We start from the raw sequence: 23,964 nt of genomic DNA, 5'->3' as shown, positions 1-23,964 counted from the left end.
TAACTAGTAAACCCCGCTTTGAAAACAAATTCCTGACAGGATCAAGGCGCAAAGATAGGAAAATCAGGCAAAGCGAGTCTTAGGCATTTGCAAATTCATTGCGTGCCTCATCTGTCAAAATACCATTGTATATAATAGTGATTGCCTGATCGTATATATCGGCAGGAGGATTCTTCATGCCTTGTTGGATGGGCTCGGGAAACTGGCTAATGAATTTTGGATCCATAAGCGATTGTACCGCAGTCGCATAAAGCATAACTACAAGATTGATATTGATGGAGGGATTGACCAAGCCCTCGCTTACCCCCTGCTCCAACAACTTCTTAAAACGGGTGTAGGCAGACTCATTGATATATTGGGTGAGATCTTCCCATATTTCGGGTGCATGCTCTCTAAGATCTTCGAAAAGATCAGGATTAATAGGCCCAAGAAGTGAAGCCATCACAGTCAAAGTGGACTTCAATTTAAGCGGAAATGAAATGTATCTATTGTCCACAATCGCCTCCACCTTGGCTGTAAGCTTGGTTTTGGTTACTTCAAAAGACGCTCCGAGTAATTCCATCTTACCGGGATAATATTTATAGAGTGTCTTTTTGCTCATGCCCAGAATTTGGGCGATATCATCCATGGTAGTTTGGCGGTAGCCTTTCTCCAGAAAAAGTTTGTAGGCGGCATCCAGAATCTTACTTTCAAGATTGGCTTTCTTAGACATAGGTGATTGGGGAGAATTAGGATAACAAAGATTTAAAATAAAGGGAGGATATGCAATGTAAAATTCTTTCGGCAGCTCAAAGATCCTGATTTTGCTCGCAACGGCGCGGTGGCGCAACGTATTGATATGCTTTGAAGTCTTTTTTGAACCTCGAAGATTCTGTGTTGAAAAGCTATCGCGCTTTAGATTGCTCTAAAGGAGACTTTAAATCATCACCAAAAATTCAAATTAAAAAATTGCTAATGTTACCTTTTAAGATAACTTTGATAAAAAAAAAGAATAATCTTTTACGAAAATTACTTCATAGAATTCTACCGAGAGCAAGATCAAAAAGTGAAAGGTAAAATCCAGTATGTTTTCGAATTGATTAAACAAGTTGACCGTGTTCCTGAAAAATTCTTGAAGCATTTATCTGGAACGAACGGACTCTACGAAATCCGCATCGAATACCAGTCTAGCATTTATAGGATTTTCTGCTGTTTTGATGAGGGGCAGCTAGTTGTTCTGTTTAATGGTTTCCAAAAAAAATCACAAAAGACACCTCGAAAAGAATTAGAAAAAGCGGAGAGGATTATGAAAGAATATTTTGATGGTAAAAACTAAAACTATGAAAGATTATAAAAACATAAAGACATTTGATGAATTGATCGAACTCGAACATGGAAAAATCGGCACAGAGAATCGCAACAAATACGAGGAAGGTGCCCAAATGTTCATTGTAAGTGAAATGCTAAAATCAGCACGTAAGGAAGCAAAACTGACTCAAGAACAATTGGCTGAGAAAGCTGGTACAAAAAAAAGCTACATCTCTAAACTCGAAAACGGAAAAGGAAACATCCAACTTTCTACTCTAATCAGAATTTTTGAACAAGGATTGAACAAGAAAATTGGATTGACATTTTTATAGATTCATCAGGCCATCATTTCAGTATTTTATTCCGAATTCAACAACTTTAGTTCTTATTTACAGCATTTTCTATCTTTTAACACAGAATCACATTCCCCAGGTGGGCGATTGTACCTCAGGGAAAAAGTGTCTTACAAATTCGGGGAACGTTCTTACTTTTTAGAGGAAAGTTCATAGAATTTTGACCAAAGTTCCTACATTCTAGTAGAATGATCTATCTGAGGAAAGGACGTTGTTATATTTTTGACGAACCTTGGTGCAAATTGCATGAACGATGGTTTGTGAAGAAAAATCACAATGTCGTTCAATTATCTCAAAGAAAAAGTTATAAGACGGGTAGATTAGGTGAAGAAAATCAGATTCCAACTCTCCAAATGACAATAACAAGTAGGTTGAACATTCTGAACTCAATAATAGCTCCCGTATTACTTATTTTTTGGCTGGGCGCAATAGCCAGCTTCTTAATATTCCTTTCTTTCGAAGATGTAAACAATGGGAAAGTAGATTCAATCTTCAAAACCCCCATTTACGGAAGTCTTATTCTATTTGCAGTGATTATTGGGACTTCCATTCACTACATAAAAATGAGTAAATCTATCCAGATTGATAGCAAAGGAATAAAAGTCAGCAACCTATTTAATAAGGAATTCATATCCTGGAGCGAGATTAAGATGATTGAATTGATCGGCAAAAGTCAAATCGCAAATTCACCCTTGGATGCAACAATCCTTAAACTCAAAAATGGCAGGAAAATAGACCTTATAGCTTCCCGCTATGAAAATATGCCCACCATTAGAAAAACACTCCAGCAAGTAATTGAGTGCATAGATGCCAAAAAGCCAATCGAACTAAACCCAATATTAGAAACTTCGAAAGTTGATCCAATTGGTTTTGTAAACCTCAGTGGAATGACAAAATATAGTGGTAACCATATTCTATCATTTAACGGACTTGTGATTTACGGATTGAACGCCTTTACCATATTTATGGTAATAAATTCACCCAACCATTTTGGACTCTTATTTTTAGTATGGATCGTTATTTTTGGCTTCACTTATGGATTCTTGGGGTCTCAACTTCATTATTTTCACCTAGACAATAATTACCTAGTGGTCAAGAATCATGTATGGCCATGGGTGAATGATAAATACAGAGTAGACAATATTAAACAAGTCAGCATCGAAACTCCTTACAAAAGATCTACTTCATTAATGGTGATCACAAAGGATTTCAAATCAAATCTTTATCAAGGAGGAAGCTTAAGAAATAGCACTTGGAAGGATCTCTTAAATAACTTTCAGAACTTGAATGTAGATATAGGGAATGAAGCTATTGATTGATGATTCTTTAAATACGCCTCAAAAATCCCTTGCGACTTTCTTTGCGCACTCGGTGACTTTGCGGTAAAAAAAACATACCCTCGCTTCAAGGTTAAAAAACCCGTACAGATTGCTCCTTCCCTATCGAAATCCTATTTTTACGAGCCCGAATTTTTCTATACAAGCCATGAACCCACAGGAAGCCGAAAAGCGAATTGCACAGCTGAGCCAAGAAATCAACCATCACAACAACCGCTATTATCAGGAAAGCAGCCCTGAGATCTCTGACTTTGAGTTCGATAAGCTTTTGGAAGAACTGATTCAATTGGAAAGCAGCTTCCCTGATTTGCTAGATCCAGACAGCCCAAGCCAACGTGTGGGTGGCACAATCACGAAGGATTTTCAGACGGTGGAACACAGCACTAAAATGCTTTCGCTGGGAAACACGTATTCTGTAGAAGAACTTATCTCCTTTGATGAGCGTGTAGTGAAGGGACTCGGCCACCCCAACTTTGAATATTTCTGCGAGATGAAATTTGATGGGGTTGCTATCAGTATTGTGTATGAAAATGGGCGAATGGTTCGGGCTGTCACCCGTGGCGATGGATACAAAGGAGATGATGTCACGGCCAATGTGCGCACGATCCGAAATATTCCTTTGGAAGTAAAAGGCGAGAACATTCCAGCAAAATTTGAAGTGCGCGGAGAAATATTTTTGCCTTTGAAGGAATTCTTGAAAATCAACGCTGCCCGTGAAGAAGCTGGAGATGCTATGCTCGCTAACCCACGAAATGCAGCTTCTGGAACGCTGAAAATGCAAGATTCATCCGTAGTAGCGAAGCGTAGATTGAATTGCTATTTCTATCAGTTGCTCGGCGATGAACTCAGTGTAAACACTCATTCTGAGGCGATTTCCCTGATAGAGAAATGGGGATTCAACGTATCCCAAACCTATAGAAAAGTTGGAAACATTCAAGCGGTAGTCCAATACATAGAAGACTGGAAAGAAAAGCGTTTTTCACTTCCTGTGGATACCGACGGAGTGGTTTTAAAAGTTAACAATTACGATCAGCGCGAGGAACTGGGCTTCACTGCCAAAAATCCCCGCTGGGCGATTGCATACAAATACAAAGCAGAAAGCGCTGAGACGGAACTGCTGTCTGTGACATATCAAGTTGGGCGAACTGGCGCGATCACTCCCGTGGCAAATCTGTCTCCGGTGAGTTTGGCTGGCACGACCGTGAAGCGAGCTTCCCTTCACAATGCCAATGAAATTGAGCGATTGGATCTGCATGAGGGCGATTTTGTCTTTGTGGAAAAAGGCGGAGAAATCATCCCAAAAATCACAGCTGTAAATCCCGAAAGAAGAAATTCTGAGGCGAAACCAATCGCCTATATCACGCAATGCCCGGAATGCGGCACTGAGCTGGAGCGAAAGGAAAGCGAAGCCAAACATTATTGCCCAAATGCTGAATCCTGTCCCCCGCAAGTACTGGGAAGAATAGAGCATTTTGTATCCAAGCGCGCCATGGATATAGACTCCATGGGAACTGAGCGAATCAGAGCTTTGATCGATCAGGGATTCATCACCGATCCAGCGGATATTTATGAGTTGGAGGCAAAAAAGGAGGAACTGCTAGGACTGGAAATGTCGCAAGACCAGTATGAAACTGAAGGTGATGGCTTGCTTTATATCACCCTGGAAAAAGCCCTCTACGCCTTAACTGAAGGTCTGACATTCAAACAAGTTCATGATTTCCTAACCGAGAATACTGAATTACCTCTAGCTCAAATGCTTAAGGCATTTCAAGAATATATCCGGAAATTGAAGAAAAAAGTCCCTTCCAATACTGGGATGATCGATTACCTGATTTCAAATCTAAAGGATCACAACCTGCCAAAACTCGAAGATTATGTGCCAGTGGCAGTGGTTTTGGATCTTTTCCTAAGCAGAAAGGTTGAATTTCAGCAAGTACTTGAAGTCAGCAAAAAGGAAGGAACCGTTCACGGCATTTTGTTGAAACTCAACCTTGATCTCAATCAGCAATTAACTGACCGCATCAAAAAACTAAAAGCCAACACTTTTCAGGACGGGGTCATCAAAAACATGATGGAGGGAATCGCTGTATCGAAAAATCAGCCTTTCGAAAAAGTACTTTTCGCCTTGGGAATTAGAAATATCGGAGAAAACACAGCTCAATTGCTAGCCAGACATTTTGGGACAATTGAGAAATTGGAAGCTGCTACTTCAGAACAATTACTGGATATCAATGGCGTAGGTGAAACGCTTGTGCTTAGCCTTCAGGACTTTTTTGCGCAGCCAAAAAACCAAGAGATCATCGCAAGACTGAAAGGTTTCGGGTTGAAATTCGAAGTAGATGAATCTGAATCAAAACAACTGGGGAATTCACTGGAAGGAAAACGCATTTTGGCCAGCGGGAAATTGATACATTTCAAACGCGATGAAATCAAAGATGCCGTCATCGCACATGGCGGTCAGTACATTTCCTCCGTTTCCAAAAATTTGGATTTCATCATCGAGGGTGAGGACATGGGCCCAAGCAAAAAAGAAAAAGCGCAGAAACTCGGTGTTCCGATGATTTCTGAAGAAGAATTTTTGAAGATGATAGGTGACGTGTAGGGGCGAAAAATCTTTCGCCCATGCACAATAATAGGAATAAGAATAAAGAGCGAATATTCATTCGCCCCTACAGAGGCGTTTTTTTCCAAAAACAGAATGTCAATTCCTAGCATCCCCTTATCTTTAGCCTCCCAAACCTTATATACATGAATCAACTTAAAGGAACCGGCGTAGCCCTTGTCACCCCATTTCACGATGATTACTCTATTGATTTCGATGGTCTAAAACGACTTATCGATCATGTAATCGACGGTGGAGTGGATTATTTGGTGGTTTTGGGCACAACTGGGGAGACAGTTACTCTTTCATCTTCTGAGAAAAAACAGGTGCTCAATGCCTGTCTCGAATATAATGCTGGACGCGTGCCTGTAGTCTATGGAATGGGTGGAAATAATACCATGTCTGTATTGAGTGATATAGCGGCTACAGATTTCACTGGCATCACCGCCATCCTTTCTGTAAGTCCCTATTATAACAAGCCAACTCAGGCAGGAATTATCGCGCATTATAAAGCGATCGCTGATGCTTGTCCTGTACCTGTGATATTATACAATATCCCAGGCAGAACCATGTCGAACATCACTGCCGAAACTACCCTTAGCCTTGCAGAGCATTCTAATATTATAGGGATGAAAGAGGCGAGTGGGAACTTGGAGCAATGCATGCAAATCGCTGCGAAAATGCCAAAAGATTTCTTGTTGGTTTCTGGTGATGATCTCATGACCAAAGCTTTGTATAGCATTGGCGGATCTGGGATTATTTCAGTGATGGCAAATGCGCTTCCTGCTACTTTTAATGCCATGTGCCATGGTGCAGAAGCAGAAAGTCTTAAAGCTGCTTTCTCCCTTTTACCCCTGAATCATCTTATGTATGAGGAAAGCAATCCTGTAGGCATCAAAAACTTGCTTTGTCACATGGGAATCTGTGATGATCAGGTGAGACTTCCTATGCTTCGTGCAAGCTTAGGATTGAACCAAAAGATCAAAGCGGAATTTCAAAAACTTAAGTAAGTATGCAAAATGCCCGATCGATATCTGAACTCAATAGGCTAATCCAACAAGCCCTAGAGACGGAACTTGATCCGGTAATTTGGGTAATCGGAGAAATTGCAGACTTCCGTCAGGCTCCTCAGGGACATGCCTATTTTGAATTGGTAGAAAAGGAAGGAAACACCGTCCAAGCAAAGATAAAGGCCAATCTTTGGTCCTTTGCCTATAGAGCTGTGGCGGCGAGATTTGAATCCATTACTGGATCCAGCATCAAGAATGGTATGAAAGTGCTTGCCCAAGTGGCAGTCAACTTCCATCCTGTATATGGTCTGAGCATTAATGTTAAAGATATTGACCCTTCTTTTTCCTTGGGAGAAAGAGCAAGAGTTCGTCAAGAAACCATCGATAGACTGACTAGAGAGGGTTTACTTCGCCTTAACGCCAGGCATCTACTTCCTGCAGTTATCCAGAAAATCGCCATCATAAGCAGCCCAACTGCGGCAGGCTATGGTGACTTTGTCAATCAATTAGAAAATAACGGGTACGGTTATCAAGTTTACCATAAACTGTTCCCTTCTATGATGCAGGGAAATGAAGCCGTAGCCTCCTTGACCAGAAGTCTGGAGCAGATAGAAGCTGTAAAAGATGATTTGGGAATTGAGGCGGTGGTCATGATACGTGGCGGTGGAGCCCAGTTGGATTTGGATTGCTTTGATGATTATAGGCTTGCAGCCAAAATCGCAAATTTCTCCTTGCCCGTTCTTACAGGAATTGGACATGAGCGTGATGAAAGCATAGCCGATTTGGTGGCGCATACCAAACTGAAGACACCTACAGCGGTGGCAGAATTTCTACTTTCTGGTTTTAGAGAATTCGAAGAAAATCTAGGATTAGCAATGCTAAGATTAGATCGCGCTACTCGCCAGAAAATCAGCGAGGAACAAACCAGAATTCAGCAAATCGCTCATCAGGTAAAAGCATTTTCAGAAAGCCGTTTGAAGCTTGAAGCTGAGAAATTGAATTCCTCAATCAGTAGAATTCGAATTTCGAGCAAAAACATCCTACAGATTCAGGAGAATAGTTTGGCTTCCTTCGAGAAAAATATGATTCGGGGATTAGATAGCTTTTTGCAGAAACAAAAACAGAGTCTAGACTCCAAGGAAATACTTCTGCGACAGTTGAATCCTGAGACTATATTAGCAAGAGGCTATACCCGAACGGAAATGAACGGTAAGCCTATCAATGATGCAAAAATCCAACTTGGAGATGAATTGCAGACGCATACTTCCAAGCAAAAAATCAGTAGCACTATTACACAAATTGAGGAAAAATGAGTGAATTAAAGTACAACGAAGCAATGAGCCGATTGGAGACAATTCTGGCAGAACTTGAAGAAGGAAAGAAAAGTGTAGACGAACTTTCTGAGTTGGTAAAAGAAGCCGCAGAGCTGGTAAAAGCCTGCAGAAGTAAGCTAAAAATCACCGAAGAAGATATTAAAAAGGCTTTTGAGGGCGCTTGATTTTTTAACTCAATTATACTAATTCTCGTATTTTTCTGTTTTAAATATAATTCCAAGCAGGCGATTGGCATATTTGTTGCAAAATTTGCAAACAAGTCTTACCCTGAGGTTAATTTTCCTTTTTAGGCTCTACCGTTATGTCAAGAAAATCCCAACTTCTCATCTTAGTTTGCTTACTTTTTGGAAGCATGAATTTGTCTGCTCAGAGTTTCTATAAAGAGAAACAATCCCGAGACAATATCTTCAGCATTGGTGTAGGACCTGCTATGGCTTACATGGATAATGGAGGGCAATACAGCACCTTCCATTTTGAAGTCAAACCTTCAGTTACCGCCTCATTAATTAAGAGACTTAATGATAGATTTGATTTGAGAGCCTCTGCTGGTATGCAGTGGATATCGAGTGGCGGCAATCCAACTCCCAACATTACAGGTTTATGGTTTGAGAAACACTCAGCCTTCACCGTATCTGGACCTGTCTATTATTTTGACTTGATGCCCAGTATGTATGTAGTTCCCTTCGGCAACCATATGAACAGAAGTCTATTCAATTTTTACGGAGGCGTAGGACTAGGAGTAATGCACGCCAGCACAGAACAAACAAAAACCTTTGATAGAGATGAGATACCTACTCATCATACCATTACAACGGGCTATGTTCCAATCCGAGCAGGCTTAAGCTATTCCATTGGTCCATTTTCAGATATCGCACTGGAAGGCTCCTTAATGATGACCTTTACTGATAATTTAGATGGAAATGTTGACTTCAACAGATTTGGAGATCACCTAGGCCAGGCACAAGTTGTTTACAGAAGGTATTTCTTTAGCAATAAAGATTAAGATTCATACCTAATATCAATAAAACAAAGAGCCATCCCGAGAGTCGGGATGGCTCTTTGTTTTTCAATTGGTAACCTCCAGAAATTTCCTTGGTATGTTGATCAATAGGTTTTGGTAAATACCGGGAATTCGAATCATGAAATAATCCTTATTGCCTTTCTCAATGACTTCACCGCTCATATTCTGAAGTGGTCCGCCTATTACGTTCACCTTCTCCCCAGGGTCTATAGTGGATCCGTCGGATTCTACTCCTACACCTGTCTCAATCACTCGCTTGATGATATCCAGATCTTCTTCTCTGATAGTGGCGTGCTGTCCTGAAAAATGGACGAATTTCACTGCTCCCGGCACCTGTAGGCACTCCCAAAGTTGATTCCGATGAGTCTTCACAAAAACATAGCCGTTGAACATGGCTCGTTGTACTTTCTTCTTACGATCTGACCATTGGCGCAATTCTTCGATCATAGGCAAGTACACATCCAAGCCTCTTTCTTTCAATCGATCAGCCACTTTTTTCTCAGATCGAGAAGCTGTGTACATCACATACCACTTTAATTCTTCCATTTTACTCGAATAATTTCGGGATGGCGAACTTACAAATTCCATGCTTGAAAGGAAAAAGCGCCCTTATATAAAGTAAAAAACCTCTGAGACATTGCCCCAGAGGTTTTAACAAAAAAAACCACCAACCTTAATCCAATCAAGATTTAAGTTTGCTGATTCTCATGTTGAGTTTATCTGCCAACAAATACATGACTGGTACGATAACTAACGTAAGGAAGGTTGCAAAGGTTAACCCAAATATTACCGTCCAAGCCATCGGTCCCCAGAAAGCTGCATTGTCTCCTCCCACGTAGAATTGAGGGTCAAAAGAAGTAAGCAATGTTCCAAAATTGATGTTCATACCAATAGCTAAAGGGATCAATCCAAGTACAGTAGTAATCGCTGTAAGCAATACTGGTCTTAATCTGGTTTTTCCTGCTTCTACTATACTTGCAATCATAAGTGGGAACGGCAAATGATCCTTTGGCCCCATGTCCAGCTCATCTCTTTTGCGCTCACGAACTAGATCGGTGTAATCAATCAGTACAATCGCATTGTTTACCACTACACCAGCAAGGGAGATAATACCAATACCCGTCATAATGATGACGAAATCCATATTGAAAATCACAAGCCCTAAGAATACTCCAATGGTACTCAGGACTACGGAAGCCATGATGATAAATGGAGTTGTAACTGAGTTAAACTGAGCTACGATAATTAGGAAAATCAAGGAAACTGCGATACCCAAAGCACCAACGAGAAATTCCATAGATTTCTGCTGCTCTTCTTGCTCGCCGGTGTATTTCACAGAGATACCATCCGGCACTTCGTAATACTCAAGAGCTGCCTGTATTTGAGTATTTACTTCAGTTGCATTGAAGCCATCCAGCACATTGGAATAGATAGTAACTGCCTTTTCCAAATCCTTTCTCTTCACAGAGCCATAGGTGGAACCATATTTCACATCAGCCACAGCTGAGATAGGTACTTCTCGCTTATCTCCAAACTTATCTCTGAAACCGATTTTCTTATTGACCAAGGTATTGATATCATATCTAAAACCTTCTTTTAACCTCAATTGTATAGGATAATCATCCTCACCCTCTTTGTATTTGGAAACTTCCAAACCAAAAAGCGCAGTACGAAGATCAGTTGCTATTTCTGAGGTAGAAAGCCCAAATCTTCTGGCCTTATCCCTATCAATATTCAAGATCACCTCAGGGTTACCCAGTGATAAATCGGACTTCAATTCTTCTACTCCAGGTACATTTTGATCATTCAAGTACTCCTTTGTTTTATTTACAAATGCAATCAACTGATCGTAGTCCTCACCAGCAAATTCCAAATTGATAGCCATGCCTACCGGAGGTCCATTTCTTTGCTTATCTACAGTCACCAACACTCCTGGATATTTCTCTGCCAAGTCACGAATTACTTCCATCGCTCCATTGGTATTGACACCCTGTCTGTCAATATAATCGACAAATCCGATTGTGATTTTAGCTTTATGTGGAGTAGGCTGATTACTCGGTCCTTCCATAGGATCACCAGTACCTTCACCCACTAGAGAGATTACTGACTCTAAAACACCGGTGTAATCTTCCAAAGCGACCATGAGCTCATCTTCCATACCATCGACAAATTCGTTTGTCGCTTCTATATCTGTTCCGATTGGAAACTCAATGAATACATTAATCAACTGCGGTTGGTTGTCCGGAAAGAACAGTACCTGTGGGGCTCTTACATACAAAAGAAGTAGGGATAGCACAAGCAAAATCACCGTACCACCAAGAAATCCATAAGGCTTTTTCCCATTCAGAGCGTAGGTCAAAGTAGACTCATACATGTTCTCCATATTGACCAAAAACACGCTCTGGAACCAACGAATAGCTTTTCTGAGGACGAAAATATTGAAAACAGTTAATACGCAAGCAATTAACATCAGTGAACCAAAAGCTGTCCATCCAATCAGATAAAATAACGCCGATAGAATCAACAATACACCCGCTACAATAATAGATTTCTGCTTTGGTTTGTCCTTACTTATATCTTCTACCTTCATGAAAAGGGCAGTCAACACTGGATTGATCACCAAGGCTACAAAGAGCGAAGAAGAAAGCACGATAATCAACGTGATTGGGAGGAATTTCATAAACTCCCCAACTGTACCTTGCCAGAAAGCCAGAGGTAGGAAAGCTGCAAGTGTAGTAGCAGTAGATGTAATAATTGGCCAAGCCACTTCTCCTACACCTTCTTTTGCTGCCTGCACAGCACTCTTACCTTCGGACATCAATCGATAGATATTCTCTACCACCACGATACCGTTATCCACGAGCATTCCCAGTGCTAGAATCAAAGAGAAAAGCACCATTAGGTTCAGTGTAATCCCAAAGGCATTCAAAATCAGGAATGAAATGAACATGGAAAGCGGAATTGCAATCCCCACAAAAAGTGCATTTCTAAACCCTAGGAAAAACATCAATACCAACACCACTAGAATCACCCCAAAAATGATAGAGTTTTCAAGGTCACTTACTTGAAGTCTGGTTGCCTTAGACTGGTCATTGGTGATGCTAATTTCAAGGTCCGGAGGAAATCTGTTTGCTTTGGTTTTTTCGATTATCTCCTTGATTTTATCCGCAGCATAGAGCAAATTCTCTCCACTTCGCTTCACTACACTAATGGTTACTACTGGTAGATTTTTATTTCTTGCGTAACTACTTCTCTCCTTATAGGTGTCCTTTACCTCTGCTACATCTCGCACATAAACGATTTTCTGATTATCCGTCTTGACGATGATATCCAGAATCTCCATAGGGTCTGTGAATTCGCCGTCCACACGAAGTGTACGCTGGAAATCTCCAGACCGAATATTACCCCCTGAAATTGTTACGTTTTCCGATTGAATTGCTGATGCGATATCGTTGAAACTCACACCTACAGATTCCATTTTGTATGGATCTGCATTGATCTGAATCTCTCTTTCTACTGTTCCGGCTAGGTCTGCTTTTGATATTTCAGGAAGTTTCTCTATCTCGTCCTCCAGATATTCTCCGAACTTCTTCAGTTCTGCCTCAGAATAGTCGCCCGAGATATTAACATTCATAATCGGGAAATCAGATGTATTCACTTCCAATACATTGGGATCCTGATCCAGATCAGAAGGCAATTCACTTTTCGATTTATCTACCGCATCCTTTACATCCTGAATAGCTTTGGAAATTTCCACACCAGGATTAAATTCTACGACAATAGAAGAGAAATCCTGAACAGATGTAGAAGTAATATCCTTCACGTCGTTCAGAGACTTCAGCTCTTTCTCTATAGGTCTTGTGATCAAATTCTCCATATCCACTGGTGAGTTACCAGGATAGGGAGTTCCTACATACACCGTAGGGATTACAATCTCAGGAAAGCTCTCCTTAGGCATATTGCGATAAGCGCTCAAACCAAGGAAAGTAATTATCAGCGTAAGAATCACCACTGAGGTGGAATTATCCACCGACATGCTGGATAATCCGAACTCGCGTGTTTTTATTGGTTTTTTATTTTCCGCCATCTTATTACTGCTGAGCTATATTCACGTTGAAATTATCTCCTACTTCACGGAAGCCTTTGTCCACCAAAACTTCGTTTCCTTCCAAACCTTTCAAAATTTCAGTTTCCTGATCAAAGGTCTTTCCTCTTTCCACATATTTTTTCTTGGCGATGCCATCCACTACTACAAATAGGTAGTCACCCCTGTTATCACTAAGAACCAAGTGGCTTGGTACAGTGACCGCATCATTTTGCTCGTAATCCTGAATCTTCAGAACAGAAATCATATTCGGCTTCACCATAGGGATCTTTGGAAGATACACCTCTACTTTGAAGGTCCTGTTGTTTGGATTGATGATCGCACCCACAGCAGATACCTTAGTCTGTATATCCTGATTGATGGAAGGGAATCTCACATCTACTGAATCCCCTTTTCCTAGAACTCCTACATAGGACTCAGAAATATCTGCTTCAATAAACAAATCACTTTCTCCAACAAACTGAAACATAAGTGCACCTGGCTGAACTAACTCTCCCAATCTCACCTGCACAGTTTCTATTGTTCCAGCGAAAGGCGCACGAATCACTCCTTTTGCAAGCTCAGTTTTGGCAGTAGCAAGATTTCTCTCTAAGCCTTCTTTTCTGTTTTTGGCTTCCAGATACTGCACCTCGGTACCGATCTGCTGCTTCCAAAGACGCTCCTGCTTTTCAAATAAAGTATTCGCTAGATCCATGGTGTTCTCTAGCTCTTCGATAGCGCGTTGGATAGATTCAGTGTCAATTTTCGCCAATACCTGCCCTTTGGCTACTCTCATGCCTTCGATTGCTGGCACTTCCAGAATTCTTCCTGAAGTCTCGGCACTGATGCTCACATTTTTCTTCGAAAGTACAGATCCAGTCACCTCTACATAGTGCTCAAATCTTCCTCTCTTAGCCTTAGCTGTGGTTATCAGGATTGACTTGTGGTTTTGCTTGGCAAACTCAGGATCAAGTTTGACCAACTGAGCTTCCAATTCCTTAATCTGACTATTGATTTCGTTGGATGTGGTTTTGAGTTCTTCCAACTCGGCTTTTTTCGCCTCCACTCCATCTTCAGTAGCACAGGAAATAGCGACCAAGGAAAGTGCAATCAGGGGTAAAAATTTATATAGTGCTCTCATATGATTATAATTTTACTTTTAAAGGCCATCCCGATAGCTATCGGGAGAAATCTCGCATATTATCCCGATGTGGGACGGTTTGGTGTTGCTCGATTTCATGATTTATTGATATTGTCGTTTTTAAATACTTCCCTTTTTGAAAAGGAAATGTTGGATTAGTCGTTGATACCTTCTTTCAAGATCCCTAGCGCCTTTTCTAGATCCACTTTGGAAATTAGGCCATCATAAAGAGCCCCCAGGTAATTGATTTCTGATTCTATCAAAGCGGCATCAGCGTCTACAACCTCCAAGTTGGAGCCCACACCTTCATTGTATTTGATTTTGGAAATATCGTACACCTCTTTTGCTAGCGCCATACTCTCTTTTTGCACTTCCAAAACTTCCATATCATTTGCCAGATTTTGTCGGGCCTGAAAAATCTCCAATTGAATATTGCCATCCAAATAGAACTTTTGGTTTTCCATCTGTTGCAATTGTATTCTGTTTCGCTGTATTCTAGCACTCTTGGCTAGCCCATCGAAAATCGGGATGTTCATAGAAACACCAATCATAGAAGAACTAAACCAATTTGATGATTTGAAAAGCGTGTTAAACGAATCTCCAGCTCCTGATCTAATGAAATTAGCATTGAGATCAAGAGTGGGCATGTATTGGGAAGTGTTATACTTCAAATCCAGCTGAGTTAATTCCATGTTAGTATTCAACTGATCCATTTCTACACGGTTGCTGCGTTCCATATTCTGAAGTCTTAGGAGATCTTCTTCAGGATTCAATTCAGCAAGAGTTTCCGTGATTACGATATCGTAATTTTTGGGTAGTCCCAGTTGAATTTTCAAAAGTTGCTTCGAGATTTCATAAGCTGTTATACTTCTTTTCAATTGCGAAAAGGTATTGTTGCGCTGAACCTGAATTCTGGAAACTTCTATTTTCTCCAAAAATCCCGCCTCATTCATGGCTTTGGTTTCTTCCAAAAGTGAGTCAATTCTGGTCAGGTTAGCCTGAGAAAGTTTGATTCTTTCAGCATTTACCAAAACCCCAAAATATGCCTTCTTGACGTTCTCGATCACATCATTTTCCACTTTAACTTTGTTCAGCTCGGTCAGAGCCTTGTAAGTTTTAGCAGCTCGTAACCCCACGAAAAATGAACCGTCAAAAATCATTTGAGTCATATTCACTCCAGCATTTGCGGAGTAATTCACGCCGAATCTAGCAGGAATCACATCAGAAGGGTTGCTAGGATCACCGAACGGTGGCGCATTTGGCAAAAACACCACCTGAACCAGTGGATTATAATTAACCCCAACCGTACCATTCACCTGGGGCAGACCAGCGGCGGTTTCTTCCTTTATGGTAGTCTGCGAAACCATCACTTCCAGTCTGGAATTCTTCGCATCCACATTATTTTCCAAGGCATACTCCAAAGTCTCCTTGAGATTGAGTTGTAGTGTCTCCAAAGGCGGAGCTTCTTGGGCTGCAGCCTCCAGCCTGAATAAATTCAAGGCAAGGAAAACCACAAAATAAATCTTTGTTTTATGCATGATTAAATCTAAAAAGAGTCTGATTTTAAGTAATCGCCAGCAAAGGGCAGTTATAGAAGTTGATTAGTAAGAATTATGCTTTTGCAAATATGCCTGCCTACCTTTTTCGGTAAATATACCATGTAAGAAATGATCTAACATTTCCATATGCAGTGTTAATAAACTAAAATCTCTTCGGTCATAGTTGGATGGATTCATAGCAGCGCTGATTTGATCTATTCTCATATTCGCCAAGATCTTCGCATTGATTTCAGGACGAAAATAGCCAAGTGCCTTTCCCTTTTCAATGACATTGACGAGATCTGTCACAATAATTTCTTCTTTGAATTGATTGAACATCTCCCAAACTTCCGGGAAGTACTTTTGGATCTCAAGTAAAGCCATGGGATTTAACGCAGACAAACGCTCTCGCACCATTTTGGATGTGCATACCAAGTGCTCAATTACTCCATCCTCAGCCTCCATGATTTTGTTGAGCCTATTTTGATCTTCTTTCAAAGCCATTGAAAATGCCTCTTTAACCAGGTGTTTCTTGTCTTTGAACTCTTGATAGATGGTCTTTTTGGAAATCCCTGCCAAACGAGCAATATCCTCCATCGTAATGGCTCTAACACCATACTGGCTAAACTGTTCACTGGCTATTAGTAAAATCTTTTCTTTCATTTATGCTAATCAACTCAAATTATAAGCTTCAAAACTACAGAAACTTTCATCAAAGCAAAAGTTTCCACCGTATCAAAAACGAACAATATTCGGCTTAGTTAAAAAAATAAGAGAGAAAAGTGGGTGTAGCTGAACACTGGGTCAATTTTTTGAAATTTAAAACTGCCAGAAATATAGTGTCAGATTTTAAAAGACAATAGATGTTAGACATTAGATACAAGAAGTAAGACGGTAGATTTAAGAACCTACGATAATGAAGTCTCTTGACTTCTATTTCAATTTCACAACATAGCAGTCTGAAGACTGCATTGGAATAGGCACAAGTCATGAGACTCGCCAATCGCGGTCGAAGTCATAAAACATAGTCCTCGACTCCGCTCGGACTGACACAAAAAACATTTGAATCAAGGGGGAGTCGCTCAATGACAAAGCTCAACTAACCAGAAAGTACCCCAACTCTTCGGTAATCTCGTAAATCGTAATTCGTACCTCCTAAATAATAACAGATTGCTTCAAGCTCCTCCGTCTCTTTCGCAATGACGAATATTCACGACTGAAATCTGAACACTAATTTTTCAATCTCCCTCTCAATTCCGTACCTTTGCATCTTACCAGCCAAAGGACATGATTTTCTTCTTTGAATCCCCTCTCAAAACCGTTTACGCTGTACAATCTCCACAACCTTTCGCATCCGAAGACTTAGAAAAGCTGACTTGGCTTTTTGGTGGAGCTACAGCGATCAGCAACCCATCGCTCACCGGAAACTATTCAGGACCTCGCAAGGAAATGATTACTCCATGGTCAACCAATGCAGTGGAAATCACTGCAAACATGGGTGTCCCTGGCGTCATTCGTATCGAGGAGTTCTTCCCGCTAACAGAAGGTGACAGTATCGATCCTATGCTTCAGCATAAGTTTGATGGACTTGATCAGGAGATTTTTGATATACACTTGCAGCCGGAAGCAATTGTTGAGATCACTGACATAGCTGCATATAGTAAGGCAAATGGATTGGCACTTAGCCAAGAAGAGGTAGATTATTTGGACAATGTCTCCAAGCAATTGGAGAGACCATTGACGGATTCTGAGGTTTTCGGTTTTTCTCAGGTGAACTCTGAGCATTGCCGTCACAAGATTTTCAACGGTACTTTTATAATAGATGGAGTAGAAAAGCCACAGACGCTTTTCCAACTCATCAAAGAAACTGCAAAAGCGCATCCTAACCGTATCGCTTCTGCTTACAAAGACAACGTTGCATTTGTCGGTGGACCAAAAGCACAGCAATTCGCACCGAAAACAGCTCATCAGGCTGACTTCTTCGAAACCCGCGAGATTGACACAGTAATTTCCCTTAAAGCTGAAACCCACAATTTCCCAACTACCGTGGAGCCTTTCAACGGCGCGGCCACAGGAGCTGGTGGAGAAATCAGAGATCGTATGGCAGGCGGAACTGCCTCTATTCCTTTGGCGGGAACGGCGGTTTACATGACTTCTTATCCTCGTTCCGAGAAAGGAAGATCTTGGGAAAGCAAACTCGCTGAGCGTCCTTGGCTTTACCAAACTCCTATGGATATCCTGATCAAAGCTTCCAACGGAGCTTCTGATTTCGGAAATAAATTCGGTCAACCACTGATCTGTGGATCTCTATTGACTTTTGAGCATGAGGAAGACGGCAAGCATCACGGTTTTGACAAAGTAATCATGCTGGCTGGTGGCGTGGGCTTCACCAATGCCAAATACACTAAAAAAGACGAGCCAAAAGCCGGTGATCAGATTGTGATCATGGGCGGCGACAACTATAGAATCGGAATGGGCGGTTCGGCTGTTTCTTCCCTGAATACCGGAGAACTTTCAAACGCGATTGAGCTAAATGCAATTCAGCGATCCAATCCTGAGATGCAAAAGCGTGTTTCCAATGTGATCCGCGCCATGGCTGAAAGCGAAAACAACCCAATCATTTCCATCCACGATCACGGAGCTGGCGGACATTTGAACTGCCTTTCTGAATTGGTGGAAGATGCCGGAGGAACGATACACATCGACAAATTGCCGGTGGGTGACCCTACCCTTTCCGCTAAGGAAATCATCGGAAACGAATCTCAGGAACGTATGGGATTGGTGATTGGCAAAAAAGACGTAGATACCTTACATCAGATTTCTGACCGTGAGCGCGCGCCATTCTATGTCGTGGGCGAGACGACTGGAGATATGCATTTCAAATTCGAAAATGGCAAAACTGGCGAGAAGCCGGTGGACTGGAACCTGAGCTACATGTTCGGTTCTTCTCCTAAGACCATTTTGGAAGATGATACCACCAACGCTTCTTTTGCGGAAGCAAGGTATGAAGCTGATCTGATCCAGGGATATATCCGCGAGGTATTGCAACTGGAAGCGGTAGCTTGTAAGGATTGGTTAACAAATAAAGTAGATAGATCCGTGACGGGTCGTGTGGCAACACAGCAGACCGTCGGTGAGATCCAACTTCCACTGAATGACGTGGCTGTAATGGCTTTGGACTTCACTGGAAACAAAGGAATCGCCACTTCCATCGGTCATGCACCAGTGGCAGCATTGGCAGATCCGGAAGCAGGTAGCCGATTGGCGATAGCTGAGGCGATGACAAACTTGATTTTTGCACATATTCAGGACGGTCTGCAAGGGATTTCCCTTTCTGCCAACTGGATGTGGCCAGCCAAAAACAAAGGCGAAAACGACAGACTATATAGAGCGGTAGAAGCCGTTTCTGAGTTCGCGATTGATCTGGGTGTGAATATCCCTACGGGAAAAGACTCCCTTTCCATGACTCAGAAATATCCTGACGGAAAAACGGTTTATTCTCCGGGAACAGTGATTATCTCCACTGTAGGTGAATGTAGCAACGTTCAGAAAACAGTGAAAACTGCCCTGAAACCTATCAAAGGAAGTAGAATCCTGTACATAGATTTCTCTAAAGACGAATTCAAACTGGCTGGATCAAGCTTCTATCAGGCCTTGAATAAGGTCGGAACAGAAACTCCAGACGTCAAAAACCCTAGGTATTTTGCGAAAGCATTTACTGCCGTTCAGGACCTGATCGATCAGACTTGGATCCTTGCAGGACACGACATCTCTTCCGGTGGTTTGGTAACAGCCCTTTTGGAAATGTGTTTCCCAGTTCAAAATGTAGGCTTGAAAGTGAAACTGGATCGCTTGCACGAAGCAGATCTAGTGAAAGCTTTATTTGCCGAAAATCCAGGAATCTTAATTCAAGTTGAAGACACTCATGCGGTGGAAGCCTTATTGGTGGAAGCTGATATTGATTATGTAGAACTGGCAAAAGTGACTGATTCCGGAAACATTGAATTTGCAGGAAAAGACCTGACGCTGGACATCGCTGAGCTTCGTGATGTATGGTTTAGATCTTCTTACTTATTAGACAGAAAGCAAAGCGGAGAGAAACTTGCCAAAGACCGCTTTGACAATTATAAAAATCAGCCGCTTGCATTTGAGTTTGCAGAAGGCTGGAAAGGCAGTTTCGAAACTGCTGGGTTAAATCCATTCAGAACTGAGAAAGGCAAGGCGAAAGCAGCGATCATCCGTGAAAAAGGTGTGAATGGCGATCGTGAAATGGCTTATTCCCTTTGGTTGGCAGGATTCGAAGTGAAGGACATTCACATGACCGACCTGATCGCAGGTCTTGAAAACCTGGAAGATGTACAGATGATCGTCTTCGTGGGTGGATTCTCCAACTCCGATGTACTGGGTTCGGCCAAAGGCTGGGCGGGTGCATTCCTTTACAATCCCAAGGCTAAACAAGCGCTGGACAACTTCTACGCTAGACCTGACACCTTGAGTTTGGGCGTATGTAACGGTTGCCAACTGATGGTAGAACTTGGCTTAGTCACTCCTGATCATGCAGACAAACCAAAGATGCTGCACAATGCATCCCATAAGTTTGAATCTACTTTCGTGAACGTAACCATCCCACAAAACGAATCTGTAATGCTAGGCTCACTTAGCGGACAGAGACTAGGCGTATGGGTAGCGCACGGAGAAGGTAAATTCTCACTTCCTCAGGCAGAAAGCAACTATAACTTCGCGATGAAATACAGCTACGAGGCTTACCCAGGCAATCCAAACGGTTCCGATCATGCTACGGCAGGTATCGCATCCGCCGACGGTCGCCACCTAGCCATCATGCCACACATCGAGCGAAGCCTGAAGCCATGGAACTGGGCGCACTACCCTGCTGACAGAAGCGATGACTTTACACCTTGGATGGAGGCTTTTGTGAACGCACGCCTTTGGGTTGAAAATCACACTTCTTAAACTTCGACATTCGATGTTCGGCGTTCATCATTCGATATTCTTCTGATTGAAAAATTCAGAACTTCAAAACACCAAAAAATCCCTTAGAGCAATCCGAGGGATTTTTTTTTTGGTTAAAGATTAAGTGATATCTTAACCTAGGTTTTTAGAAAGAAGAAATTAGCCACTTATCAAAAAAAGCCTGGTTAGCTATGGGGAGACCGATGATTTCGGCTACAATGTGGTCAAAGACCCCGTATCTGTCCACGACTTGCAAGCAATCCTACTTCACCTATTCAGCATAGACCACGAGAGACTCACCTTCAAGCATCTGGGCAGAAGATACCGACTAACGGATGTGGAAGGAGAAGTAGTCAAAGGAATTTTAACTAAGAGGGAAAACAGGTTTCCACAAAATTTTTTAGAGAATTTACCATATAAAGAGTATTGTGTCAAATGAATTTAGTTGGCATATTCGTGAGCTAAAAAAGCGCTCAAACGGCTATATTAACTACTTTTCTAAGCAAACAATTGACTATAAAGATGTTAGAGTCACTTTTTCGAAATGACAACTTTTCTAAAAATTAAGTAAATAAACAATGGCAAAATTTCTAAACACTACAGGCATTTCATATCATCTTGAAGAGCTTATCAAAAACACAAAAGATAGACTGATTTTAATAAGTCCATATCTCCAATTCCATAAGAGAGTCAAAGACCATTTAGAAAACCTAAATATTCAAAAAAGGGACATTAGAATTATTTACCGAGAAAATAAACTTCAGGTAGAAGAAAGCAACTGGCTTGAAAAACAAATAGGAATTAGGACAAGTCTCTGCAATTCTCTTCATGCAAAATGCTACTTGAATGAAAATGAAGCAATTGTAACCTCAATGAATTTGTATTCTTTTTCTCAGCAAAATAATGACGAGATGGGGATTTATGTCACAAAAGACACAGATCCAGAATTGTATAAAGATATTTCTGAGGAAGCCCAGAGACTATTAACAATAAGTGAGGAAATAAGAGTTTCAGTAAAAAAAGTTGATAAAGAAATTGAAAAAGAAACGGAGAAAACAATTTCAAATTTTGAAAAAACAAAAGACCTATCGAAATCGAAACTTTTAACGACAAAGGAATTATCTGAAATAACAGGGATTAGCAGTAGGAAAGTAAATAGTTGGTTTACCGACAAAAAGTTGATGTATAAAAAAGATGAAGATTGGATAACTACAAAACAAGGAAAGGAAGTTGGTGGTGTTGAAAAAGAAGGCCAATACGGGAAGTTTGTGATTTGGCCAGAAGATATTGCAAAACATATAAAGGAATAAAAATATCAGGGCACACTTTCTAAAAACCAGCGTCGATTCTAATAAACGCTGGTTTTTTTTAAGGAATATACCCTGTACTGGGTATTGTGAGGAAAGGAGATAGTTGGGATATTGTGAGATAAAAAAAGGTTTAATATCATCTATCTTTCTAAAATAAATACGGTTTCACCATATCATCAAAAAAGTTATAGCCATTAGGCCACTTCATTAAAAAATAATACTTGAATCAAGAATATCACCTATCGATCAATAGGGCAAAAAAGAAGCACCAAAGAAGGTTAAAGAGTCGTATTAAGCAAAAAAAACGTAGAATTCGTGAGCAAAAACGCGCACAGCAAAATAATAGGTTTAGCCGTAAAGCTGAAAGTGAACTGGATGGAGATTTTTCATTAGAAAATGCCATTCAGCAATGGATGCCACAAAATATTATCAATATCATAAGCAATGAAAATTCTCAGTTTAGCGCAGATAATTTGTTTGAATCTTCACAAAATGCTGATGGTAATTTTCTTGTACCAAAGATTTTTTCAATTGTCGAAAATCCAGAACCTAGTTACAAGTTTATAAGAGAAGTATTTGGAGCTTTGCTTTTTCAAACTCATGACGAAATTCTAATGGATTATTCTTTATGTCAAAGAGTTGATTTAGGTGCCCAAGTTCTGTTGGATATAATTCAACTTGACATCATTTCATTTTATAGGAACTGTCGCAGACACAAGAAGACAAGGCCAAAAGTAAGGAGAATTGGAGGTCTAAACTTGAATAATGAAGATGTATCTAAAATGCTTTTCTCAGTAGGTTCACCTGCTATTCACAATGATGACAAGAGGGATTTCCCTGATATTATCCCATATAATTTGTGCGTATATGAAAGACCTGCAAGTTTAGACTCAACTGATGCATCAATGCAAAAAGACATTGATACAACTACGTTGGTTGACTACGTCTTAGATTGTTTGAGCAGAATGGATAAATTTTTAACTCCTGAGAAATTAGATGATTTATGCACCGTTATCAGTGAGATATTAATTAACGCTGAAGAACATTCGTCTAATCAAAAGAGATTTTCAATTGGATATTTTCAGGAAACAAATGGTACAGAGGAACATTATGGCATCTTTAGGCTTGCAATTTTAAATTTTGGAGACAATATCTATTCTAAATTTAAAGATCCCGATTGCCCTAATAAGGATATAGTTAAAAAGATGCAACAACTTTCAAAAGACTATACTTCTAGAGGGCTTTTTAAATGGAAAAAATTTGAAGAAGAAACACTGTGGACATTATATTCTTTGCAAGAAGGAGTTACCACTATTTCGAAACAACTTTACAAAAAAAGAGGAAATGGATCTATTCGATTTATTGAAAGTTTTTTTAATATAAGAGGTTCTCAAGCGGTCGATGACATTTCAAAAATGGCCATTTTATCTGGTAATACGAGTATAATTTTTGATGGCAAATATGGAATAATGGATAAATTAAATGACAAAGGCGAAAAATTTCAAGTTATGACCTTTAATGATTCAGGAAACATCGCTGAATTACCTGATAAGAATTATGTTAAATTCGTAAAGGAAGATTTTCCTGGCACATTAATAAGTGCACGAATATTGTTCAACGAAGATGATTTTGATAATGAAATTTAGTCATGATAACGTAATAAACTTGGAGGATCATCGAACTCCAAAAGCTAAAGTTTTTACTGGTAGAGATTTGGGCAGAAAGGCACGTGTTAAAAGTGAAATAAATCGAATAGAAAATGAATTTGAATCTGTTTCAATTATTATACCTGACAATGTATACTCCATTATCCCCTCTTTCTTTGAAGAACTTTTTATGGATGTAGTTCTAAAATTAGGCAAGGAGAATTTTTTGAAAAAATTCAATTTCGTCTCAGAGGGAAGTTACAAGTATGAAAAACCCCTAAATGAAGCAATTGAACGTATTCTAAGAGATAATACTGCAATAGGATGATT

Annotated in this window: 18 protein-coding genes and 1 pseudogene; 13 read left to right on the top strand and 6 right to left on the bottom strand. The window is 40.5% G+C overall.

All coding sequences use genetic code 11. The annotated features are described in order from the left end of the window. Nucleotides 1-79 precede the first annotated feature (79 nt). Entirely contained in the window at nt 80-712 is a 633-nt protein-coding gene (locus ESV85_RS11925; protein WP_146917873.1) for a TetR/AcrR family transcriptional regulator, read from the bottom strand. A gap of 279 nt (nt 713-991) precedes the next feature. On the opposite strand from ESV85_RS11925, the gene ESV85_RS11920 reads away from it, so the two are divergent. The 8 genes from ESV85_RS11920 to ESV85_RS11885 all read left to right on the top strand — a co-directional run bounded on the left by ESV85_RS11920 (nt 992) and on the right by ESV85_RS11885 (nt 8,926). Next, on the top strand, nt 992-1,315 hold the full coding sequence (locus ESV85_RS11920) for a type II toxin-antitoxin system RelE/ParE family toxin (protein WP_146917871.1): 324 nt from the start codon (nt 992-994) through the stop codon (nt 1,313-1,315). A 4-nt stretch (nt 1,316-1,319) separates the two neighbouring features. After that, nucleotides 1,320-1,619, top strand: coding sequence for a helix-turn-helix domain-containing protein (locus ESV85_RS11915; RefSeq protein WP_146917869.1), 300 nt, complete (start codon nt 1,320-1,322; stop codon nt 1,617-1,619). 374 nt (nt 1,620-1,993) lie between these two features. After that, a complete protein-coding gene (locus ESV85_RS11910; RefSeq protein WP_146917867.1) occupies nt 1,994-2,959 on the top strand; it encodes a hypothetical protein in 966 nt (321 codons plus the stop codon). 166 nt (nt 2,960-3,125) lie between these two features. Beyond that, nucleotides 3,126-5,579: an NAD-dependent DNA ligase LigA gene (ligA, locus tag ESV85_RS11905; RefSeq protein WP_146917865.1), complete on the top strand. Its 2,454-nt coding sequence runs from the start codon at nt 3,126-3,128 to the stop codon at nt 5,577-5,579. A 146-nt stretch (nt 5,580-5,725) separates the two neighbouring features. Continuing rightward, nucleotides 5,726-6,589, top strand: coding sequence for a 4-hydroxy-tetrahydrodipicolinate synthase (gene dapA, locus ESV85_RS11900; RefSeq protein ID WP_146917864.1), 864 nt, complete (start codon nt 5,726-5,728; stop codon nt 6,587-6,589). 2 nt (nt 6,590-6,591) lie between these two features. Next, nucleotides 6,592-7,902: an exodeoxyribonuclease VII large subunit gene (gene xseA, locus ESV85_RS11895; protein ID WP_146917862.1), complete on the top strand. Its 1,311-nt coding sequence runs from the start codon at nt 6,592-6,594 to the stop codon at nt 7,900-7,902. Continuing rightward, complete coding sequence (gene xseB, locus ESV85_RS11890; protein ID WP_146917860.1) at nt 7,899-8,087, top strand: exodeoxyribonuclease VII small subunit; 189 nt, start codon at nt 7,899-7,901, stop codon at nt 8,085-8,087. The genes xseA and xseB overlap by 4 nt, the downstream gene beginning before the upstream one ends. A 137-nt stretch (nt 8,088-8,224) precedes the next feature. Then, complete coding sequence (locus ESV85_RS11885) at nt 8,225-8,926, top strand: outer membrane beta-barrel protein (RefSeq protein WP_146917858.1); 702 nt, start codon at nt 8,225-8,227, stop codon at nt 8,924-8,926. 63 nt (nt 8,927-8,989) lie between these two features. Here ESV85_RS11885 and ESV85_RS11880 read toward each other — a convergent pair whose 3' ends face one another. From ESV85_RS11880 to ESV85_RS11860, 5 genes are all read right to left on the bottom strand, one after another. After that, on the bottom strand, nt 8,990-9,490 hold the full coding sequence (locus tag ESV85_RS11880) for a UpxY family transcription antiterminator (protein ID WP_146917857.1): 501 nt from the start codon (nt 9,488-9,490) through the stop codon (nt 8,990-8,992). A 136-nt stretch (nt 9,491-9,626) separates the two neighbouring features. Next, nucleotides 9,627-13,031: an efflux RND transporter permease subunit gene (locus tag ESV85_RS11875; RefSeq protein WP_146917855.1), complete on the bottom strand. Its 3,405-nt coding sequence runs from the start codon at nt 13,029-13,031 to the stop codon at nt 9,627-9,629. A gap of 4 nt (nt 13,032-13,035) precedes the next feature. Next, on the bottom strand, nt 13,036-14,169 hold the full coding sequence (locus ESV85_RS11870; RefSeq protein WP_146917853.1) for an efflux RND transporter periplasmic adaptor subunit: 1,134 nt from the start codon (nt 14,167-14,169) through the stop codon (nt 13,036-13,038). 155 nt (nt 14,170-14,324) lie between these two features. After that, nucleotides 14,325-15,707 carry a TolC family protein gene (locus ESV85_RS11865; RefSeq protein WP_146917851.1) on the bottom strand — a complete coding sequence of 461 codons (1,383 nt, stop codon included), beginning with the start codon at nt 15,705-15,707 and terminating at the stop codon, nt 14,325-14,327. 63 nt (nt 15,708-15,770) lie between these two features. Then, nucleotides 15,771-16,370 (bottom strand): TetR/AcrR family transcriptional regulator, encoded by a 600-nt coding sequence (locus ESV85_RS11860; RefSeq protein WP_146917849.1) that lies wholly within the window; start codon nt 16,368-16,370, stop codon nt 15,771-15,773. A 624-nt stretch (nt 16,371-16,994) separates the two neighbouring features. On the opposite strand from ESV85_RS11860, the gene purL reads away from it, so the two are divergent. The 5 genes and pseudogenes from purL to ESV85_RS11835 all read left to right on the top strand — a co-directional run bounded on the left by purL (nt 16,995) and on the right by ESV85_RS11835 (nt 23,962). Beyond that, a complete protein-coding gene (purL, locus tag ESV85_RS11855; protein ID WP_146917847.1) occupies nt 16,995-20,678 on the top strand; it encodes a phosphoribosylformylglycinamidine synthase in 3,684 nt (1,227 codons plus the stop codon). Between the two features lie 175 nt (nt 20,679-20,853). Next, nucleotides 20,854-21,045: pseudogene (locus tag ESV85_RS11850) on the top strand (DUF1501 domain-containing protein); the annotation flags it as partial. Nucleotides 21,046-21,256: 211 nt separating this feature from the next. Beyond that, nucleotides 21,257-21,988 carry a phospholipase D family protein gene (locus ESV85_RS11845; RefSeq protein ID WP_146917845.1) on the top strand — a complete coding sequence of 244 codons (732 nt, stop codon included), beginning with the start codon at nt 21,257-21,259 and terminating at the stop codon, nt 21,986-21,988. Nucleotides 21,989-22,209: 221 nt separating this feature from the next. Continuing rightward, on the top strand, nt 22,210-23,634 hold the full coding sequence (locus ESV85_RS11840; protein ID WP_146917843.1) for a hypothetical protein: 1,425 nt from the start codon (nt 22,210-22,212) through the stop codon (nt 23,632-23,634). Next, entirely contained in the window at nt 23,624-23,962 is a 339-nt protein-coding gene (locus ESV85_RS11835) for an STAS-like domain-containing protein (RefSeq protein ID WP_146917841.1), read from the top strand. Before ESV85_RS11840 ends, ESV85_RS11835 begins: the two co-directional genes overlap by 11 nt. Nucleotides 23,963-23,964 lie beyond the last annotated feature (2 nt).

The sequence above is a fragment of the Algoriphagus aquimarinus genome, from assembly GCF_007997215.1.
GTDB lineage: Bacteria > Bacteroidota > Bacteroidia > Cytophagales > Cyclobacteriaceae > Algoriphagus > Algoriphagus aquimarinus_A.
Note: the sequence above shows the minus strand (reverse complement) of the source record. Positions and strands in the feature narration are given on the sequence as shown.

What these genes read in the sequence shown, in the direction of transcription:
- ESV85_RS11925 (WP_146917873.1), bottom strand. Translation starts at nt 712, where the DNA reads ATGTCTAAGAAAGCCAATCTTGAAAGTAAGATTCTGGATGCCGCCTAC.
- ESV85_RS11915 (WP_146917869.1), top strand. Translation starts at nt 1,320, where the DNA reads ATGAAAGATTATAAAAACATAAAGACATTTGATGAATTGATCGAACTC.
- ESV85_RS11910 (WP_146917867.1), top strand. Translation starts at nt 1,994, where the DNA reads ATGACAATAACAAGTAGGTTGAACATTCTGAACTCAATAATAGCTCCC.
- ligA (WP_146917865.1), top strand. Translation starts at nt 3,126, where the DNA reads ATGAACCCACAGGAAGCCGAAAAGCGAATTGCACAGCTGAGCCAAGAA.
- dapA (WP_146917864.1), top strand. Translation starts at nt 5,726, where the DNA reads ATGAATCAACTTAAAGGAACCGGCGTAGCCCTTGTCACCCCATTTCAC.
- xseA (WP_146917862.1), top strand. Translation starts at nt 6,592, where the DNA reads ATGCAAAATGCCCGATCGATATCTGAACTCAATAGGCTAATCCAACAA.
- xseB (WP_146917860.1), top strand. Translation starts at nt 7,899, where the DNA reads ATGAGTGAATTAAAGTACAACGAAGCAATGAGCCGATTGGAGACAATT.
- ESV85_RS11885 (WP_146917858.1), top strand. Translation starts at nt 8,225, where the DNA reads ATGTCAAGAAAATCCCAACTTCTCATCTTAGTTTGCTTACTTTTTGGA.
- ESV85_RS11880 (WP_146917857.1), bottom strand. Translation starts at nt 9,490, where the DNA reads ATGGAAGAATTAAAGTGGTATGTGATGTACACAGCTTCTCGATCTGAG.
- ESV85_RS11875 (WP_146917855.1), bottom strand. Translation starts at nt 13,031, where the DNA reads ATGGCGGAAAATAAAAAACCAATAAAAACACGCGAGTTCGGATTATCC.
- ESV85_RS11870 (WP_146917853.1), bottom strand. Translation starts at nt 14,169, where the DNA reads ATGAGAGCACTATATAAATTTTTACCCCTGATTGCACTTTCCTTGGTC.
- ESV85_RS11865 (WP_146917851.1), bottom strand. Translation starts at nt 15,707, where the DNA reads ATGCATAAAACAAAGATTTATTTTGTGGTTTTCCTTGCCTTGAATTTA.
- ESV85_RS11860 (WP_146917849.1), bottom strand. Translation starts at nt 16,370, where the DNA reads ATGAAAGAAAAGATTTTACTAATAGCCAGTGAACAGTTTAGCCAGTAT.
- purL (WP_146917847.1), top strand. Translation starts at nt 16,995, where the DNA reads ATGATTTTCTTCTTTGAATCCCCTCTCAAAACCGTTTACGCTGTACAA.
- ESV85_RS11845 (WP_146917845.1), top strand. Translation starts at nt 21,257, where the DNA reads ATGGCAAAATTTCTAAACACTACAGGCATTTCATATCATCTTGAAGAG.
- ESV85_RS11835 (WP_146917841.1), top strand. Translation starts at nt 23,624, where the DNA reads ATGAAATTTAGTCATGATAACGTAATAAACTTGGAGGATCATCGAACT.